The 21,047-nt window shown below is 51.3% G+C and carries 4 protein-coding genes; all 4 read left to right on the top strand.

Going from position 1 to position 21,047, the window contains the following annotated elements; all coding sequences use genetic code 11:
* The first annotated feature begins 154 nt into the window (after positions 1-154).
* The 4 genes from C5470_RS12565 (at position 155) to astD (ending at position 21,047) form a co-directional block, all read left to right on the top strand.
* Positions 155-16,474: a non-ribosomal peptide synthetase gene (locus tag C5470_RS12565; RefSeq protein ID WP_166289524.1), complete on the top strand. Its 16,320-nt coding sequence runs from the start codon at positions 155-157 to the stop codon at positions 16,472-16,474.
* Positions 16,475-17,306: 832 nt separating this feature from the next.
* Positions 17,307-18,515 (top strand): aspartate aminotransferase family protein, encoded by a 1,209-nt coding sequence (locus C5470_RS12570; RefSeq protein ID WP_166289527.1) that lies wholly within the window; start codon positions 17,307-17,309, stop codon positions 18,513-18,515.
* A gap of 21 nt (positions 18,516-18,536) precedes the next feature.
* Positions 18,537-19,568 carry an arginine N-succinyltransferase gene (gene astA, locus C5470_RS12575; RefSeq protein ID WP_166289530.1) on the top strand — a complete coding sequence of 344 codons (1,032 nt, stop codon included), beginning with the start codon at positions 18,537-18,539 and terminating at the stop codon, positions 19,566-19,568.
* Between the two features lie 3 nt (positions 19,569-19,571).
* The gene (gene astD / locus C5470_RS12580; protein ID WP_166289533.1) at positions 19,572-21,047 is read left to right on the top strand and encodes a succinylglutamate-semialdehyde dehydrogenase; all 1,476 of its coding nucleotides are present in this window, start codon (positions 19,572-19,574) and stop codon (positions 21,045-21,047) included.

Consider the following 21,047-nt stretch of genomic DNA (forward strand, 5'->3'; position numbering starts at 1 on the left):
TTAACCGGGCTATGGCATCCAGTATTTGTATATTTTGAATAGATGTCGGATGTATCTGTTTTTATTTCTTGGGGGCAAGAAGTGAGAAAAATACGGGTGATGGCTGTCAGGAATGACAGTTTTCAAATTTCTAGCAGATTCGTTGGAGTAGTAAATGAAAGATAGCATTGCTCAAGCAGGAAGTGCTCTTAACGCCGAACTCTTTTCACAGACGTCAGAAAATATAACTAATGTAAATAACACTTCATCACAGATTAAAAATACAAAGAATATTCTCAAGGCACTCACACCCAGTGAATTATTTTGGTATGAACGTCTTGCCGCTCTACAACCGCTCCAGTTATCTTTTGAGACCGCCAGGGAGCAAGCAGAGCCCAGATGGGCAATGAGCCTTTGGCAGTCCCCGTTGCCAAAAAACGGGGAAGATGACCCATTGCGAATACTGTTGCAGACATTTGTCATTTACCTTGCGCGCCTGACTCAGCAGACCGAATTCCAAATCGGTTGGGGCGTGCAAGCAAACGATAACCTGGCAGATCTGGCGCCGGTGGTGCCTATGGGCATTGAGGTGGCGTTTGATAAGCCGTGGAGGGCGGTAGCTGACTGGATTGATAATGAGCTTGCCCAGTTGGTGCGGCACCAGACATTTAGTCATGATCTCCTTATTCGCTTTCCTTCATTGCAGGCTATCCCCGCATTAACAACCCGCTGGCCGTGGCAGATCGCCGTCTCGGTGATACAGGATGACAAACCGTGTGATCAGAAGGTATCCGGTCAATTGCTAACGCTCCAGGTGAATGCACAGGGAGAATTCCGCTGGATCTATGATGCAAACCGTCTGAGCGCGGAAGTGGTTCAGCGGATGGGTGAACATTTACAGGTGTTGGTATCGTCGAAAGAGATAGGAGATGAAATCCCCATCGGGCAGCTTAATGTGTTGCCAGAGGCTGAACGTACGTTGTTACTGGAGACTTGGAATGCGACGGAAACCCCGTATCCTGATCCGTTATGTATTCATCAGCTGTTTGAGCAACAGGCAGAGCTGGCTCCGCAGGCCACGGCGTTAGAATATCAAGAGCAAATCCTCAGTTACGCGGAATTGAATAGCCGGGCCAACCGTCTGGCGCATCAACTGATTGCGCAGGGGGTCACACCGGACCAGCGGGTGGCGATTTGCGTGGAACGTTCTCCGGCGATGGTGGTGGCTTTGCTGGCAGTACTGAAAGCTGGTGGAGCTTATGTACCGCTGGATTTAACCTATCCGGGGGAACGTCTGGCGTATATCTTAAATGATACTGCGCCGTCAGTGGTATTGGCTGATGCGACCGGGAGGGTAGCGCTGGGTGAAGCCGCGCTGGCGGGGTTGACAGTGCTTGACCCGAATACCCGGCCAGACCAGCCGGACAGTAATCCGCAGGTCCCGGCGTTGACGCCACAGCATCTGGCGTATGTGATTTACACCTCCGGTTCAACTGGGCAGCCGAAAGGGGTGATGGTAGAGCATCAGGCGATTTATCAACGTTATTTGGGCTTTAATGACACTTATGCCATCACGGCACAAGACCGGCTGTTGCAATTTGCCGCTTTTGCATTTGATGTTTCAGTGGAAGATTTTTTCTCGTCATTATGCAATGGGGCCACGCTGGTTCTTCGCGATGACAGTTGGCTGGCTTCGATGCCGGAATTTATTGCCTTAACCCGGCAATATCGTATTACGGTGGTGTCGTTGCCGACCCTGTTCTGGTCTGAATTGGCGGCCAGAGATACTGGGTTACCGCTGCCGGATTGTCTCCGGCTCATCATCATTGGTGGTGAGGCGGTCAAAAAGAACGCCATTCAGGATTGGTTCAGGCAAGAAGGCCACCGGCCCCGGCTGTTGAACGGTTATGGTCCGACTGAAAATGTCGTAACGGTGACTTATAAGGATGTGTTATCCCCAGCCGATGCGCATTCTATTGGCCGGCCGGCTAAAAATGCCCGCATCTATCTGCTGGACCAATATGGTCAACTTGTCCCATTAGGCTGCGTGGGTGAAATGTATATTGGTGGCGTCGGGGTGGCGCGCGGTTATCTTAACCGGCCGGAATTGAGCGCAGAGCGTTTTATACCAGATCCTTTTAGCCCGGTAGCCGGTGCGCAGATGTATCGCTCCGGGGATTTAGCCCGTTATCTGCCGGATGGTGACCTGGAATTCTTGGGCCGTAACGACGGGCAGGTTAAAATCCGTGGTTTCCGTATTGAGCCGGGTGAAATTGAAACCCGGCTGCTGGAACACCCTGTGGTGCAAGAGGCGGCGGTGCTGGCGCTGGATGGGGAACAGGGCAAACGGTTGGTTGCCTATGTGGTAGCGGTAGCACATGAGGGATTGGCTGCTGATTTGCGTGAACACCTAAGTGCCATTTTACCTGACTATATGGTCCCGGCGGCCTTTGTGCGTCTGGAGTCCTTCCCGCAGACCCCGAATGGCAAGCTGGATCGCCGGGCGTTGCCTGCGCCGGGGGAAGGCGATTTTGCCCGGCAGATTTACGAAGCCCCACAAGGGGAGGCAGAGATCGCCATTGCTGCTCTCTGGCGTGAGTTACTGGGTATTGAGCAGATAAGCCGGCATGACAGCTTCTTTGCGTTGGGCGGTCATTCACTGCTCGGCGTGCAGATGATTGAACGCTTGCGTAGCCTGGGGTTGACACTGGCGGCGCGTGATCTGTTCCAGTCGCCGGTACTGTCAAACTTGGCCCAAACGTTGGGGCGGCATCAGGCCGTGATAGTACCACCGAATATCATTACACCGGCCACCACGGCGTTGACACCGGCGATGTTACCGCTGATTGATTTGACTCAGCCTGATATTGACCACATTGTCGGCCAGGTGCCGGGTGGGATAGCCAATATTCAGGATATCTATGCGTTGTCGCCATTGCAGGACGGTATCCTGTTCCACCATATATTGGAAAAGGAAGGCGACCCGTATCTGGTGCTCTATCCGGTAGCTTTTGCTAACCGCGCTCTGCTGGACCGTTATCTGGACGCAGTGCAACAGGTGGTTGATCGCCATGACATTCTGCGTACGGCGTTTATCTGGGAAAGATTATCTGTGCCGGCTCAGGTGGTTTGGCGTCAGGCTATCTTGCCGGTGACAGAACTGACGCTGGACCCGGCTGATGGCCCGGTCATTGACCAGTTAACCCGGCGTTTTGATCCGGATCACTACCGTCTTGATCTGGGTCAGGCTCCGCTATTGCATTTTGTTATCGCCCAGGAAACCGATGGCCGCTGGTTTTTACTGGAGTTGCAGCATCACCTGATTGGCGACCATGAAACCATGGAAGTCATGCACCGTGAAGTGCAGGCGTATTTTGCCGGGCAGGGGGACAGCCTGCCTGCTCCGGTTCCTTTCCGCAATCTGGTGGCTGAGGCCCAGTTGGGGGTGAATCAGGCCGCGCATACCTGTTTCTTTACCGACATGTTGGCGGCGGTGGATGAGCCAACGCTGCCGTTCGGGTTGACGGATGTGCATCGTGATGGATCTCAGAAGACGGAATTCCATCGGATGCTGACCGCTGAGTTGAATGACCGTCTACGTAGTCAGGCTCGGCGTTTGGGCGTCAGTCTGGCGGCGTTGTGTCATCTGGCTTGGGCGCGAGTGTTGTCGTGTACCAGTGGTCAAAAGAAAGTGGTGTTCGGCACCGTATTGTTTGGGCGCATGGCGGTGGGGGAAGGGGCTGACAGCGGCATGGGGTTGTTTATCAATACCCTGCCGTTGCGTCTGGATATCGATGATATCCCGGTACAGGATAGCGTGCGGGAGGTGCATTTGCGACTGGCCGGGTTGCTGGAACATGAACATGCGTCACTGGCGCTGGCCCAGCGGTGCAGCGGGGTTGCCAGCGGTACGCCCCTCTTTAGCGCTCTGTTGAACTATCGACATAATGTTCAACCGGATCCACTGGATGAAACGATGGCCGGGATTGAATTCCTGGGTGAACAGGAGCGGACCAACTATCCATTTGTACTGTCGGTAGAGGACGGTGCTACCACTCTGGGGCTGACTGCTCAGGTAGTGCAACCGTTTGATCCGGAAAGCTTGTACGGTTATATGCAACAGGCGCTGGAAAGTTTGGTGGCCGCCCTTGAGCAGGCCCCGGAAACACCGGTCTGGGCACTGAATATCTTGCCTGAAACGGAACGCACGCTGTTGCTGGAAACCTGGAATGCCACAGAAACGGTATATCCTGATGCGTTGTGTATTCATCAGTTGTTTGAACAACAGGTGGAGAAAACACCCGAGGCGACGGCACTGATAGCGGGAGAGAAGACCCTGAGCTATACGGCACTGAATGCTTATGCGAACTGGTTGGCTCGTCAGCTGATCGAACAGGGAATTCGCCCGGATGACCATGTTGCGATTCTGTTAGAGCGATCGATAGAACTGGTGGTGGCTCAGCTGGCTATTCTCAAAGTGGGGGCTGTTTACGTACCGATAGATCCCAGTGTGCCGGATGAGCGGAAAAACTGGCTGATAAACGATTGTTCAGCCAAATTGCTGCTCACTGATACACGGGCGGATATCTCGGCTAACCTGACTGTGCCGCTGTTTCGTCTTTTTGATAAGACAGGTCTGTGCAGCGAGGAAAATGACATCAACCTTGGCTTACCGCGTTCCAGCGCCGGGTCTGCGTATATTATGTATACCTCCGGCTCGACGGGTATGCCCAAAGGCGTGGTGGTGCCGCATCGTGCGGTGGTCCGGCTGGTCATCAATAATGGCTATGCTGAAATTGGGCCGGATGATCGAGTGGCCTTTGCCGCTAACCCGGCTTTCGATGCCAGCACGTTTGAAGTTTGGGCACCATTGCTTAATGGCGGCGCGCTGGTGGTTATCGACCATGACACGTTGCTGACACCTCAGGAATTAGTACCGGCTTTGCAGACTCACCGCATCACAGTGCTGTGGCTGACTATTGGGCTGTTTAACCGGCTGGCGGCAGAGTTGTCCCCGGTCCTTCCGCAGATTAACATTCTGATTTTCGGCGGAGATATCCCGGATTTACAGGTGATTGCCCAAGTGCTGGATAATCATCCGCCACAACAATTATTGCAAGCCTATGGCCCGAGTGAGGGAACCACCTTTACCACGATATATCCTATCGTGGCGTTAGCGCAGGGTGTGACCCGCATCCCGATTGGCCGGCCAATCGCGAATACCCGTGTTTATCTGCTGGATGCGTATGAGCAGCCGGTACCGCCGGGTGTGATCGGTGAGATTTATGTCGGGGGAGATGGCGTTGCCCAGGGGTATCTTAATCGTCCTGAGTTAACCGCCGAGCGTTTCTTGGTTGATCCGTTTAGTGATAACCCGGATGCTCGCATGTACCGCACTGGGGATTTGGCCCGTTACCTGCCGGACGGCAATCTGGAGTTTCTGGGTCGCAACGATCAACAGGTGAAAATCCGCGGTTTCCGCATTGAACCGGGTGAAATTGAGACACATCTGGCAGAGCATCCAGCGGTGCGTGAGGTTGCTGTGCTGGCTCGGGGGGAAGGGACAGATAAACGGCTGGTGGCCTATGTGATGGCACCCACAGATGACGGGCTGGTAAACAGCTTGCGTACTCACCTGAGTGCCATTTTACCTGACTATATGGTGCCGTCAGCTTTTGTGCGTCTGGATGCCTTTCCATTGACGCCTAACGGTAAATTGGATCGCCGGGCATTGCCGGCACCGGACAATGAAGCTTTTGCTCATCAAGTTTACGCCGCGCCCCAAGGTGAAACGGAAATGGCTCTGGCGGCGATTTGGCGTGAATTACTGGGGATTGAACAGGTCAGCCGGCATGACAGCTTCTTCGCCCTGGGAGGGCATTCGCTGCTCGCGATACGGGTGGTTGAACGCCTGCGTCACTTGGGATTGACACTGACGGCGCGTGAGCTGTTCCAGTTTCCGGTGCTGTCTGAACTGGCCCGGTCTCTGGGACAGCATCAGGCTGTAACAGTACCACCTAACGTTATCACCCCGGCAGCCACGGCACTGACGTCGGTGATGTTGCCGCTGATTGATCTGACTCAGGCTGAAATTGACCGTATCGTTGAACAGGTGCCAGGCGGGATAGCCAATATTCAGGATATCTATGCCCTGTCGCCGTTGCAGGACGGTATTTTATTCCACCACTTACTGGCAAACGAAGGAGATCCGTATCTGTTGACGGGTCAGATGGCTTTCGCTGACCGCTCTCTGTTAGATCGCTATCTGGCAGCGGTTCAACGGGCGGTTGATCGGCACGATATCTTACGTACGGCTTTTATCTGGCAAGGATTGTCAGTGCCGGCGCAGGTGGTTTGGCGTCAGGCCCAATTGTCGGTGACTGAGCTGACACTGAACCCGGTTGACGGTCCGGTGAGTGACCAGTTAACCCGGCGCTTTGATCCGCGTTATCATCGTCTCGACCTGAGCGAAGCGCCGTTATTACGCTTTGTGGTGGCACAGGAGACTGATGGCCGTTGGATTGTCTTGCAATTGCTGCATCACCTGATTGGCGACCATGAAACAATGGAAGTGATGCACCGCGAAGTACAGGCATACCTTACGGGTCAGGCGGATAGCCTGCCTGCTCCGGTCCCGTTCCGCAATTTAGTGGCGCAGGCCCGGTTGGGGGTGAGTCAGGAAGCGCATACCCGTTTCTTTACCGAGATGCTGGCAGAGGTAGATGAACCGACGCTGCCATTCGGGCTGACAGAGGTGCACCGCGACGGTTCACTGGTGATGGAGTTTCACCGGATGTTGGCGCCTGAGCTGAATGATCGTCTGCGCAGTCAGGCCCGGCATTTTGGGGTCAGTCTGGCGGCCCTGTGTCATTTGGCTTGGGCACAAGTGTTGGCGCGTACCAGTGGGCAGGAGAAAGTGGTGTTCGGCACGGTATTGTTTGGACGGATGCAGGCCGGGGACAGCACTGACAATGGTATGGGGCTGTTTATTAATACCTTACCGTTACAGCTGGATATGGATGATACGCCGGTACGGGACAGTGTGCAGGCCGCCCATACCCGATTGGCCGGATTATTAGCGCATGAACATGCGTCACTGGCGCTGGCTCAGCGGTGCAGTGGGATTGCCAGCGGTACGCCCCTTTTTAGCGCCCTGTTGAACTATCGCCATAATGTTCAACCAGATCCGCTGGATGAAACGATGGACGGGATTGAATTCCTGAGTGAACAGGAGCGGACCAACTATCCGTTTGTGCTGTCGGTGGAGGATTTTGCTGAATCCCTGGGGCTGACGGCTCAGGTAGTGCAACCGTTTGATCCGGAAAGGATATGCGGTTATATGCAGCAGGCACTGGAAAGTCTGGTGCAGGCGCTTGAGCAAGCCCCAGACATGCCCGTTCGGGCATTGAAAATCTTGCCGGAAGCGGAGCGTACGTTGCTGTTAAAAACCTGGAACGCCACGGAAACCGTGTATCCTGAAGCGTTGTGTATCCATCAGTTGTTTGAACAGCAGGTGGAGAAAACCCCAGAAGCGACGGCACTGATAGCGGGAGAGAAGACCCTGAGCTATACGGAATTGAATGCCCGTGCTAACCGGCTGGCCCGTCAGCTGATCGAACAAGGGGTTTGTCCCGGTGACCATGTTGCGCTCCTGTTAGAGCGATCGATGGAACTGGTGGTGGCCCAATTAGCTATTCTTAAAGCTGGTGGCGTTTATGTGCCGATAGATCCCAGTGTGCCGAATGAACGGAAAAACTGGCTGATAAGTGATTGTTCAGCCAAATTGCTGCTCACCGATACACGGGCTGATATTCCGGCTAACCTGACTGTTCCGCTGCTTCGTCTCTTTGAGGAGACAGATACGGGCAGCGAGGAAGATCGCCTCGACCTTGGCTTACCGCATTCCAGCGCCGGGTCAGCGTATATTATGTATACCTCCGGTTCTACCGGTACACCCAAAGGGGTTCTGGTGCCGCATCGTGCGGTGGTCCGGCTGGTCATCAATAATGGCTATGCTGAAATTGGACCAGATGATCGAGTGGCCTTTGCCGCTAACCCGGCTTTCGATGCCAGCACGTTTGAAGTCTGGGCACCGTTGCTCAATGGTGGCGCGTTAGTGGTGGTCGATCGTGTCACTTTGCTGACACCGCTGGAGTTTGTACAAGTCCTACAGGTTCAGCGAATGACTGTACTGTGGCTGAGTGTCGGATTGTTTAACCAGCTGGCGGCGGAGCTGTCTCCGGTTCTTTCGCAAATAAAGCTCCTGATTGTCGGGGGAGATGCCCTTGATCCCCATGTTATCGGGCAGGTATTGAGCACGAGTCCGCCACAACAGTTATTGAATGGCTATGGGCCGAGTGAAGGCACTACCTTTACGACGACATACCGTATCACTGCATTAGCACAGGGAGCGATCCGCATCCCGATTGGCCGACCGATAGCCAACACGCGGGTTTATCTGTTGGATACGCATGGTCAGCCAGTGCCGTTGGGAGTGGCAGGGGAGATTTATGTCGGGGGAGATGGGGTTGCTTGTGGTTATCTTAATCATCCTGAATTGACCGCCGAACGTTTCCTGCTTGATCCGTTTAGTGATAGCCCGGATGCACGCATGTACCGCACTGGGGACTTGGCGCGTTATCTGCCGGACGGCAATCTGGAGTTTCTGGGCCGCAACGATCAGCAGGTTAAAATCCGCGGCTTCCGGATTGAACTGGGTGAAATTGAATCCCGATTGGCAGAACACCCGGCGGTACGTGAGGTTGCTGTGTTGGCATTGGGTGAAGGGGGGGATAAACGGTTGGTGGCCTATGTGGTGGCAACAGCGGATGAGGAGCTGATGAACAATCTGCGTACCTACCTGAGTACCGCTTTGCCTGATTATATGGTGCCGTCAGCCTTTGTGCGTTTGAATGCGTTTCCATTGACTCCGAATGGTAAGTTGGATCGTCATGCGCTACCAGCGCCGGATGGTGAAGCCGTTGCGCGTCAGGTTTACGCCGCGCCGCAAGGCGAAACAGAAATCGCCCTGTCGGTTATTTGGCGTGAATTACTGGGGGTTGAACAGGTCAGCCGGCATGACAGCTTTTTTGCCCTGGGCGGCCATTCATTGCTCGCGGTACGCATGATTGAACGCCTGCGTCACCAGGGGTTGACACTGACGGCGCGTGATTTGTTCCAGTCACCGGTATTGTCAGCATTGGCCCAAACGTTGGGACGGCATTGCGCGGTGATGGCGCCGGCTAATGTGATTACACCAGCGACGACGACACTGATACCGGCGATGTTGCCGTTGATTGATCTGACTCAGCCTGAGATTGATAGCATCATTGAACAGGTACCGGGCGGGATAGCTAATCTTCAGGATATCTATGCCTTGTCACCGTTGCAGGACGGTATTTTGTTTCACCATTTACTGGCAACCGAAGGTGATCCCTATTTGTTAGTCAGCCAGATGGCTTTTGCTGACCGGCCTCTGCTGGACCGTTATTTGGCCGCAGTACAACAGATGGTTGATCGGCACGATATTCTGCGTACTGCCTTTATCTGGCAAGGATTGTCAGTGCCGGCGCAGGTGGTCTGGCGTCAGGCACCGTTGTCGGTCACTGAATTGACGTTAGACCCGGCTGATGGGCCGGTGGGTGATCAACTGGTTCAACGTTTTAATCCCCGTCATTGTCGCATTGATTTGGGTCAGGCACCTCTGCTGCGTTTTGTGGTAGCGCAGGAGACCGATGGTCGCTGGTTTTTATTGGAATTGCTGCATCACCTGATTGGTGACCATACCACGCTGGATGTGATGAATCGCGAAGTACTGGCGTATCTTACGGGTCAGGAGGACAACTTGCCTGCGCCGGTGCCGTTCCGCAATCTGGTGGCGCAGGCCCGGTTGGGTATCAGTCAGGAGGAACATACCCGTTTCTTTACTGAGATGCTGGCGTCGGTGGATGAACCCACGCTGCCGTTTGGGCTGGCGAATGTGCATCATGATGGATCTCAGGAGACGGCATCCTACCGGATGCTGACTGCTGGGTTGAATGATCGTCTTCGCTATCAGGCCCGGCATTTGGGTGTCAGTCTGGCGGCGCTGTGCCATTTGGCTTGGGCACAGGTGTTATCACATACCAGTGGTCAGGAGAAAGTGGTGTTTGGTACCGTGCTGTTTGGACGCATGGCGGCGGGAGAAGGGGCTGATAATGGGATGGGGCTGTTTATTAATACGTTGCCGTTACGTCTGGATATCGATGATACCTCGGTACGGGACAGCGTGCGCGTGGCCCATTTACGGCTGGCCGGGTTGCTGGCGCATGAGCATGCCTCACTGGCGCTGGCCCAGCGGTGCAGTGGGGTTACCAGCGGTACGCCTCTCTTTAGTGCCCTGTTGAACTATCGGCATAATGATCAACTGGATCCGCTGGATGAAACGATGGATGGCATTGAATTCCTGGGCGGGCAGGAGAGCACTAACTATCCCTTTGGGTTGTCGGTGGAGGACGGGGGTTCCACTTTGGGGCTGACGGCCAGTGCGGTGCAGCCGTTTGATCCGAACAGGATATGCGGTTATATGCAGCAGGCGCTGGAGAGTCTGGTGGAGGCCCTTGAGCAGGCACCGGAGACGCCGGTACGGGCGCTGAATATCCTGCCGGAAACGGAACGTACACTGTTGCTGGAAACCTGGAATGTCACTGAAACCGCCTATCCTGACGCGTTATGTATTCATCAGTTGTTTGAGCAACAGGTGGAACGAGCTCCGGAAGCGACGGCACTGGTGTATCAAGAGCAGACCTTCAGTTATGCCGAATTAAATGCCTGTGCCAACCGTCTGGCCCATCAATTGATTGCGTTGGGGGTCACACCCGACCAGCCGGTAGCGATTTGTGTGGCACGCTCCCCGGCGATGTTGGTGGGGTTGCTGGCGGTGCTGAAAGCCGGCGGGGCTTATGTACCGCTGGATTCGACTTACCCAGGGGAACGTCTGGCGTATATCCTGAATGATACCGCTCCGGCAGTAGCCTTGGCTGATGCGACAGGCCGGGCGGCGTTGGGCGAAGAGGCGTTGGCCGGGTTGACGGTACTTGACCCGAATACCCTGCCAGACCAGCCGGATAGCAACCCGCAGGTTCCGGCGTTGACGTCACAGCATCTGGCTTATGTCATCTATACCTCCGGCTCAACTGGGCAGCCGAAAGGGGTGATGGTGGAACATCAGTCGGTGTATCAACGTTATCTGGGTTTTAATGAGACCTATGCTGTCACGGCACAAGACCGGATGCTGCAATTTGCTTCTTTCTCTTTTGATGTTTCAGTGGAAGAAATTTTCTCCTCATTATGTAATGGTGCAACGTTGGTTATTCGGGATGATAGCTGGCTGGCTTCGGTGCAGGAATTTATCACCTTAACCCGACAAAACCGTATTACCGTGATGTCTCTGCCGACTTTATTCTGGTCTGAACTGGTGGTCAGAGACCCGGCATTATCGCTGCCTGATTGCCTCAGGCTCATCATTATTGGGGGGGAGGAAGTCAAAAAGAACTTTATTCAAAATTGGTTTATGCAGGAAACTTATCGTCCACGGCTATTAAATACGTATGGCCCGACTGAAAATACCGTGGTTGCGACCTATAAAGACATCTTATCCCCAGCAGATGATCATTCTATTGGTCGGCCGGTTAAAAATACCTGCATCTACTTGTTGGACAAAGACGGTCAACCAGTGCCATTAGGCTGCATTGGCGAAATGTATATTGGTGGTGTCGGTGTGGCTCGCGGTTATCTTAACCAGCCGGAATTGAGTGCGGAACGTTTTATGTCGGATCCCTTTAGTTCGATATCCGGTGCGCGGATGTACCGAAGCGGGGATTTGGCCCGTTATCTGCCGGATGGTGATCTGGAATTCCTGGGCCGTAACGACCAGCAGGTTAAAATCCGCGGCTTCCGGGTTGAATTGGGGGAAATTGAAACCCGATTGGTAGAACACCCGGCGGTACAAGAAGCGGTGGTGCTGGCGCGGGAGGATGGGCAGGATAAACGTCTGGTGGCTTATGTGATGGCGGAAGCGAATGACGGGTTAGTTGCCCGGTTGCGTGAGCACCTGAGTGCGATTTTACCTGACTATATGATACCAGCGGCCTTTGTACGCCTGGATACCTTCCCACAGACCCCGAATGGCAAGCTGGATCGCCAGGCATTACCGGTGCCAGGCGAGGAAGCCTTTGCTCGTCAGGTCTATGAAGCGCCGCAAGGGGAAGTTGAAATTGCGCTGGCGGCTATTTGGTGTGAAGTCCTGGGGGTTGAACAGATCAGCCGGCATGATAACTTCTTTGCGTTGGGCGGTCATTCGCTGTTGGCTGTACGGATGATGAACCGGATAGCGACGCTGGGTGTTGAACTGCCACTGAGTGTATTGTTTGAAATGTCCACTTTAATGGCTTTTGCTGAGGCAATGCGTGCCCGGTTTGATGAACAGCACAGGATATTACCCACCATCCTGCCGATATCCCGTGAGGGGGCGTTGCCGTTGTCATTCGCTCAACAGCGTTTGTGGTTCCTGGCCCAGTTTGAGGGCGTCAGTGATATTTATCATATCTCGATGGCACTGCGCTTGTGTGGTCAGCTGGATATTGTTGCCTGGCAGCAGGCGCTCGACACGTTGTTTGCCCGTCATGAAGCGTTACGTTCCGTCTTCGTCTCCGTTGACGGTCAACCACAAGTGCAACTGTTGGCTGCGGACAGTGGGGTGCCGCTGTCTCAGTATGACCTGCGTGGGATACCGGATGCTGAAACTGTGCTTGAACATCTGAGCATCGGGGAAGCCAGTACGTCATTTGATCTCAGTCATGGCCCGCTTATCCGTGCCTCTCTTATCCGGCTCACAGATGACGAATACCGGTTCCTGCTTACCCAGCATCACATTGTGTCAGACGGCTGGTCTGTAGGTGTACTGATAAGTGAATTGAGTACGCTCTATACGGCTTTTCTGGCCGGGCAGCGTGATGCCTTGCCCCCGCTGGCGATTCAATATCCTGATTACGCCGCGTGGCAGCGTCAGTGGCTGTCGGCTGAACGGGTTCAGGCGCAATCGGACTATTGGCGTACCCTGCTGGCTGATGCACCCGTGTTGCTGGATTTGCCAACCGATCGGCCACGTCCACCTCAGCAGTCGTTTGCCGCGGGGGTTATGTTTATCGATCTGGATGCGGAATTAACGACATCTCTTAAGCACCTGAGCGAACAGCAGGGCGTGACGCTATTCATGACTTTGTTGTCAGCCTGGGCGACGGTCCTGTCGCGCCTGTCCGGTCAGGAGGATGTGGTTATCGGCACACCGAGTGCGGGCCGCAGTCACCAGGAAGTGGAACCCCTGATCGGTTTCTTTGTCAATACGCTGGCCTTACGTATTGATTTATCGGGTACGCCGGATGTCATTGAATTGCTGGCACGTGTGCGACAAACCGCATTGGCGGCACAGGCGCATCAGGACCTGCCGTTTGAACAGGTGGTGGAAATTGTGCAGCCACCGCGCCGACTGGCACATACCCCGTTGTTCCAGGTGATGTTTGCCTGGCAGAACAATGAGAGTCCGGAATGGGAACTGCCAGAGTTGGCTGTTTCGCTTGTTGATTCTGTTCTTGAAACAGACACAGTTAAGTTTGATCTGGAATTGGAACTGTCTGAGGAGAATGGCCGGATTGTGGGGGCTCTGGGTTATGCCACGGCCCTGTTTGATCAACCAACAATTGAGCGCTATGTGGGGTATTTGCACACGGTACTGCAAGCGATGGTGGTTCATCCTCAACAGCCAGTTGGGGAAATTGATATTTTGGCACCGGCAGAGCGCAGGTTGTTGCTGGAAAACTGGAATGCGACGGAAACCGCGTATCCTGACCCGTTATGCATTCATCAGTTGTTTGAACAGCAGGTGCAAAAGACACCGAATGCAACAGCACTTGTGTGTGGGGCTGAGACACTGAGCTATGCTGAACTGAACAGACGGGCAAACCGGTTGGCCCATGAGCTTATTGCACAGGGGGTGATACCGGAACAACGTGTTGCACTTTGTGTCTCTCGTTCTGCGTCGATGATGATAGGGTTGTTGGCTATATTGAAGGCTGGAGGTGCTTACGTCCCGCTGGATCCTGCGTATTCAGGTGAACGTTTGAGTCGTATTTTAAGTGATGCCACCCCTGCCATGGTGGTGGCAGATGTGATGGGGCGTACGGCTTTGGGTCAGGATGCATTGAAAGGGTTGAAGGTATTAGAACCGGATACTGATTGGGGGCAACCGGATAGCAACCCTCAGGTATTATCACTGAATTCAAGACAACTGGCCTATGTGATTTATACCTCGGGTACCACCGGTGTGCCCAAAGGGGTGATGGTGGAACATCGTGGCGTAATAAATTTGGCAATCGACCATATTGCGCGCTTAGGTGTTAAACCGGATAGCCGGGTTTTGCAATTTGCTTCCATGAGTTTTGACGCCAGCGTTGCGGATATTGTGATGGCTTATGGTGCGGGCGCTGCCCTCCATATTCTGTCCGACGATGTCCGCTATGATAGGAATGCATTGTGGCATTATCTGGATGAACAGCGTATTACTCATCTGACTTTGCCGCCTGCCGTCCTTCAGAATGCCCATGAACTCCCCCCGTTACAAACGCATTTAACCTTGATATTTGCAGGGGAGGCGCTGGGTTCTGCGTTATTGCAATCGTTAGCGGGCAGGTATAACACCTTTAATATTTATGGTCCAACCGAAGCCACCGTTGCGGTAATGGCATGGCATTGTCCACCCGATTATCAAGGGGAGGAGATCCCTATCGGCCGTCCAATAAACAATACCCGTATCTACCTGCTTGATGCTCGGGGTCAGCCAGTGCCGCGGGGCGCGGTAGGTGAACTTTATATCGGTGGTGCGGGTGTCGCCCGTGGTTATCTGAACAGGCCGGATCTGACCGCAGAGCGTTTCCTGGATGACCCATTCTCAGCGATCCCGGGGGCCCGCATGTATCGAACAGGTGACCTTGCCCGTTATTTGTCGGATGGTAACCTGGTTTATGTAGGACGCAATGATCAGCAGGTGAAAATTCGGGGATTCCGTATAGAACCCGGAGAGATAGAAGCACGTCTGATGGAATACCCTTCAATTCGGGAGTCATTGGTGGTTACTGATGGTAAAGGGGAGGATAAGCGTCTGGTTGCTTATGTGGTCGCGGATGATGATGAGGAAGAATTGGCGCAACATTTGCGTTCGCATCTGTCAACCCGATTACCTGAATATATGATACCGTCAGCGTTTGTCAGGCTGGATGCTTTCCCGCTGACCCGGAACGGTAAATTGGATCGTCGGGCATTACCCGCACCGGACGAAAAAGCGGTTGCCCGTCAGATTTACGCCGCACCACGAGGAGAAACAGAAATCGCATTGGCGGACATCTGGCGTGAATTGCTGGGGATTGAACAGGTCAGCCGACATGACAACTTCTTCGCCTTGGGCGGTCATTCACTGCTTGCCATTCGAATGGTAAATCTTGTCGCCGGTCAGGGTTTAATTTGTACATTGAATGCCTTGTTCCAATTCCCTGTGTTGTCCGAATTGGCTGCAAAAATCACCTCAGATTTGCTGTCTCAGCCGCAGACCAGCGCCATATCGGTGCGACCGGGCGGAACGGAGCTGCCATTATTCTTTGTGCCCAGTGGAATGGAAGACTATTCCTATGTTTATGGGCTGGCTCAACATATCCGGTCAGACTATCCGGTTTATACGCTGCCCTGGCCGTCTATCAGTGAAGAACCGATGTCAACGATGGAAGAGCATGCGGCCAGAATGATCAACTTGATGAAAGCCGTTCAACCAACAGGCCCGTACCGGATAGCAGGTTACTCTTCCGGTGGTATATTGGCTTATGCCGTTGCCCAGTGGCTTTTACATGCCGGGGAGACGGTTAATTTCCTGGGATTGATTGATACGCCGGCTCCTCATGATGTCAGCGAGGAGCCTGTGCAACTCAACCACCTGTTCTTTACCATGTTAACAAAGCAGTTTGGGGAGGAGCACACAGAAGAGATTGCGGCATTGTACCGGCGAATTGATGAGCTGAATTTGGTGCAGTTTATTGAAGCGGCACAAGAATTGGCGTTATATCCTGCCAGTCTGCGTCCTGATTTAGTCGCAAGACGTTGGGAGCAGGGAGAACATTATATACAAATAGTCGAAGAGTATGAGCCGCAGGCATTAGCGGTAACGCTGCATCAGTTTTATGCGATGGAACCTACGCCTCCTAATCCGTTTGTTATGGATGAAGAACCAAAACCTTTAACTATGGATCCATCGTTAGGTTGGGCACAGATAATGCCTGACTCTTTACTTCAGTTGATTGCTGTTCCGGGTAACCATGCGAGTTTGATGGAGAATAAGGAACATAGAATCGCTTTAGCTCAGGCTCTGAATAGGGCGTTAGCAATGCATTGTGATGAGGAGGCACTGCAATACTGATAAATTAATCAATATTGAATAATTTAATGTTGGTGTGATAATCCGGTATACATTGTTTATACCGGATTGTTTCTGTGTTAAAACAGAATAAGGAAAGAAATTACTCCCATAAATAATTCTCTTCGGATAGCCTCTTATCTGTTTCTCTACCCAAGTAAATCATTAGGATAAGGCTGGCGCGATCAATTTTTTACAAATAATCTGATCAGGTAGTGATACTGTTATTGCCTGAAATCTAAGAAAGTTCAGACATAGCTAATCTTCTTGGTAAGATAGTTAATTTTGTATTAAGTTATAGTCAGATTGTTCACTTATTTTGTTATTTGATTATAGATCTACCCTAGTTTTTGCAAAATTAAATTCCGTCAAATTTTATTTTACATTTAAGGAGATAAATTTCTGGCGTTATTAATGAATAATTATTTATTTATTTTTCTCATCTATATGTACCAGGTTTAATTTATTCATTATTTATTCCTTGTTTATTCATGATAAGTGCATAAGTCGTGCATAAAAATACTTCTTGGAATTTTGAACGAGATCAAAAAGTATTTTTTTTGTTTATGACTTGTGTTGACTTTGTTAAGCATGAGCAACAGTATCTGTCCAATGGCTGAGCAACTATTTTTCGAAAATAGTGATGAGGATTAATAAGCATAATATTAACGAAATCCTGTAATTTTATTATTTTTAAGGCTTTTTAGGTTTCAACTTAGTCAACCTTATTACCTCAGCATTCATTAATAATTTGTGTAAGTATGAGATGAAAAATGATACGGAGCATATTGTTTTATCTCGTCCGAATACTCTCTATTTTAAGGGGAAATGATCTATGTTAGAAAATATTCAGAGAAGTTGGTTTGATCACTATATGGTACCCTGTTTTTCTCCGGCTAAGTTCATACCTGTTCGGGCGGAAGGTTCGAGAGTATGGGATCAGGATGGCAAGGAATATATTGATCTTGCTGGTGGAATTGCGGTGAATTCATTAGGGCACGCCCATCCGGAATTAAAAAATGAGTTAATTTCTCAGATTGAGAAAATATGGCATATAGGAAATGGTTACACCAATGAGCCCGTGCTGAAATTAGCAAAGAAACTCGTGGAAAATACTTTTGCTGATAAAGTGTTTTTCTGTAATTCGGGGGCAGAAGCTAACGAGGCAGCATTAAAATTAGCCAGAAAATATGCTGCTGATAAATATGGAAAAAATAAAAATGAGATTATCTCATTTAAAGATTCTTTTCATGGCAGGACATTATTTACTGTTACGGTAGGAGGGCAACCAAAATATTCACAAGATTATGCTCCTCTTCCTCAAGAAATTACGCATCTTCCTTATAACGATTTGTTGGCGATCAGAGAACACATTTCTGAAAATACCTGTGCGGTGATTGTCGAGCCGATTATCGGTGAAGGCGGTGTTATTCCCGCCGATCCTGCATTTTTGCAGGAATTACGTAGATTATGTGATCGTTTTCAGGCGCTACTTATTTTTGATGAAATTCAGACAGGAGTAGGCCGTACCGGGTATCTTTATGCTTATCAGGAATATGGCGTTGAGCCTGATATTCTTACCAGTGCTAAAGGTCTCGGAGGGGGGTTCCCTATCGGTGCCATGTTGACAAAACAACCTATTGCAGAAGTTTTTCAACCGGGAACACACGGTACGACGTTTGGCGGTAACCCTTTGGCAGCAGCTGTTGCCAACAAAGTGTTTTCAATTGTTAACCAGACAGAGCTCCTCACCGGAGTTCAGCAGCGACATGAATATTTCATGGATAAGTTATCGGAACTGAATCAGCGTTATCAATTATTTAGCTGCTTGCGGGGCAAAGGGCTGCTTTTAGGCGCTGAATTGAATCAAGCCTGGCAGGGTAAGGCGAAGCAGTTAACCAATATAGCCGCAGAGGAAGGATTAATTGCTTTGATTGCCGGCCTGAATGTATTGCGCTTTGCGCCAGCATTAAACATCAAATTTACTGATATTGATGAAGGTCTGGTTCGCCTTGAAAGCGCCATCATACGGTTCGTGGGTTAATAGTAAGTTGAAGGTGACGTTATGATGCTTTTCCGAACTGTCCGGCATAGTGACTTAAATGGTATTCAGTCCTTATCTGAACGCGCTGGTATAGGTCTGACATCTTTGCCAAATAACCTGGAGCAATTACGTTCACGTATTTCACGTAGCGTGGATACTTTCGATGGAAAACTGACCAGGGCCCAGCAGGGATTCCTTTTTGTGCTGGAAGATACCAGCGAGAATCGTGTCGTGGGAGTCAGCGCCATAGAAGCGGCAGTAGGACTGGAGGAGCCGTTTTATAATTTTCGTGTACAAAGAACCATTCGTTCGTCACGTGAGTTGGGAATTTATAAAGTTATTGAAGCCTTATCTCTGGAACAAGATCAGACCGGTAACAGTGAATTATGTACCTTGTTCTTGGATCCGGAATATCATAAAGGGAAAAACGGCACGTTTCTTTCTAAAGCGCGTTTCCTTTTTATTGCGGCATTCAGGGATCTATTTTCTAAAATAATATTCGCTGAAATGCGTGGTGTCGCAGATGAAAAAGGAAATTCACCTTTTTGGAATGCGCTGGGACAGCACTTTTTTGGTATTCCTTTTTCCCAGGCAGATTATTTAACCGGTATTGGATCGAAAACCTTCATTGCCGAATTGATGCCCCTTCATCCTGTTTATATATCCCTATTACCCGCTGAGGCACAGCGGGTAATAGGGCAAGTTCATGAGAAAACGGTCCCGGCCCGTACGATCCTCGAAAAAGAAGGTCTGGCCTATGAAGGCCATATCGATATTTTTGATGCAGGCGCTTTACTACAGGCCGAGATCGACCGGATACGTGCAGTAAAAGAGAGCAGGCTTGTTCCTGTCAGTCGGGTTAAGTCAGTTGCCAGAACCGATGGGGTACCCTGCATCATTGCTAATCAGCGCTTTAGTGATTTTCGTGCGCTGTTACTGAATGTTGCGTATGGCAGTGATGAGATTTTTTTAACATCAGCGGAAATGGATGCACTCCAAATCAATGACGGAAATCAGGTGCGACTCGTCACTCTTTTTCCAAGGGAACATTAAGATATGAATCATAAAGTACATTACATTGGGGGCGAATGGGTTGAGGGGCAGGGTGAGTTGATGACTAAATTCGCCCCAATAGATCAGAAAATGCTGTGGCAAGCTAACAGCGCTGATCCTTCTCAAGTTAGAGCTGCTTGCCAGTCTGCCCGTGAAGCGTTTTATTCGTGGTCACATTTGCCAGTTAGCGAGCGAATTAAGATTATCCAGAAGTTTGCCTCTTTGCTAAATGACGAGAAAGAGCCTTTGGCGCGTGTTATCAGTCAGGAAACCAGCAAGCCATTATGGGAAGCTCGCACTGAAATACAATCCATGATAGGTAAGGCGGCGATTTCTATCGAAGCATGGGAACAGCGCACCGGAGAGTCGGAAATCATTATGCCAGATGGTCGGGCCTTACTGCGTCATCGTCCTCATGGTGTGATGGCGGTTTTTGGTCCGTATAATTTTCCTGGTCATTTACCGAATGGTCATATTATCCCTGCGCTTATTGCAGGCAATACGTTGGTATTTAAACCGAGTGAACTGACACCGATAACCGCGGAAGAAACCGTAAAACTGTGGGAAAAAGCGGGTTTATCTGCCGGTGTGCTTAATTTGGTTCAAGGAGCGCGTAATACGGGTACGGCGCTGCTGGAAGATAAGCAGATTGATGGTGTGTTATTTACCGGGAGCGCCAATACTGGCTTTCACTTTCACCGCATGTTTGGCGGTCAGCCAGAGAAAATGCTGGCGCTTGAAATGGGCGGAAACAATGCACTGATCGTGGATGCTTGCGAGGATATTAATGCTGCGGTTTACACTATTGTGCAGTCAGCATTTATCTCCGCTGGTCAACGTTGCACTTGTGCCCGCAGATTACTGGTAAAAAATGGCGTACTCGGGGATGCGGTGATTAAGCGTTTGGTGGAGGTGACTGAACAGATTGTTCCAGCCCATTGGGATGCACAACCCCAGCCTTTTATGGGGGGCGTCATTTCTCTACAGGCGGTTCAGAATCTGTTGGAAGCGCAAGATCGGTTGCAAAAACTCGGTGGGATCTCGCTGGTTTCGCTGGAACAACGCGATCCTCAATCAACGTTGCTGACACCCGGGATTATTGATGTTAGCCAGGTGGCTGATGTGCCTGATGAAGAGTATTTTGGCCCGCTACTCACGCTTATGCGTTATGACACATTTGATGAAGCGCTGGCAGTAGCGAATAACACCCGGTTCGGATTGGCCACGGGTTTGATTTCGCCGGATGCTTCGTTGTTCCAACGCTTGTCGGAAGATGCGAGAGCCGGAATTGTGAACTGGAATAAGCCGTTGACAGGGGCTTCCAGTAAAGCGCCTTTTGGTGGCATTGGCGCTTCGGGAAACTTCCGCCCCAGCGCTTATTATGCTGCTGATTACTGCGCCTGGCCTATGGCATCTTTGGTGACTGACAAACTCGCTTTACCTGAAACGCTTGCGCCGGGGATCCATTTCCCTGATTAA

The organism is Photorhabdus stackebrandtii (assembly GCF_011189495.1).
Taxonomy (GTDB): domain Bacteria; phylum Pseudomonadota; class Gammaproteobacteria; order Enterobacterales; family Enterobacteriaceae; genus Photorhabdus; species Photorhabdus khanii.

Excerpts from the sequence above, each read along its gene's own strand:
- C5470_RS12565 (WP_166289524.1), top strand. The coding sequence starts at position 155 with ATGAAAGATAGCATTGCTCAAGCAGGAAGTGCTCTTAACGCCGAACTC.
- C5470_RS12570 (WP_166289527.1), top strand. The coding sequence starts at position 17,307 with ATGTTAGAAAATATTCAGAGAAGTTGGTTTGATCACTATATGGTACCC.
- astA (WP_166289530.1), top strand. The coding sequence starts at position 18,537 with ATGATGCTTTTCCGAACTGTCCGGCATAGTGACTTAAATGGTATTCAG.
- astD (WP_166289533.1), top strand. The coding sequence starts at position 19,572 with ATGAATCATAAAGTACATTACATTGGGGGCGAATGGGTTGAGGGGCAG.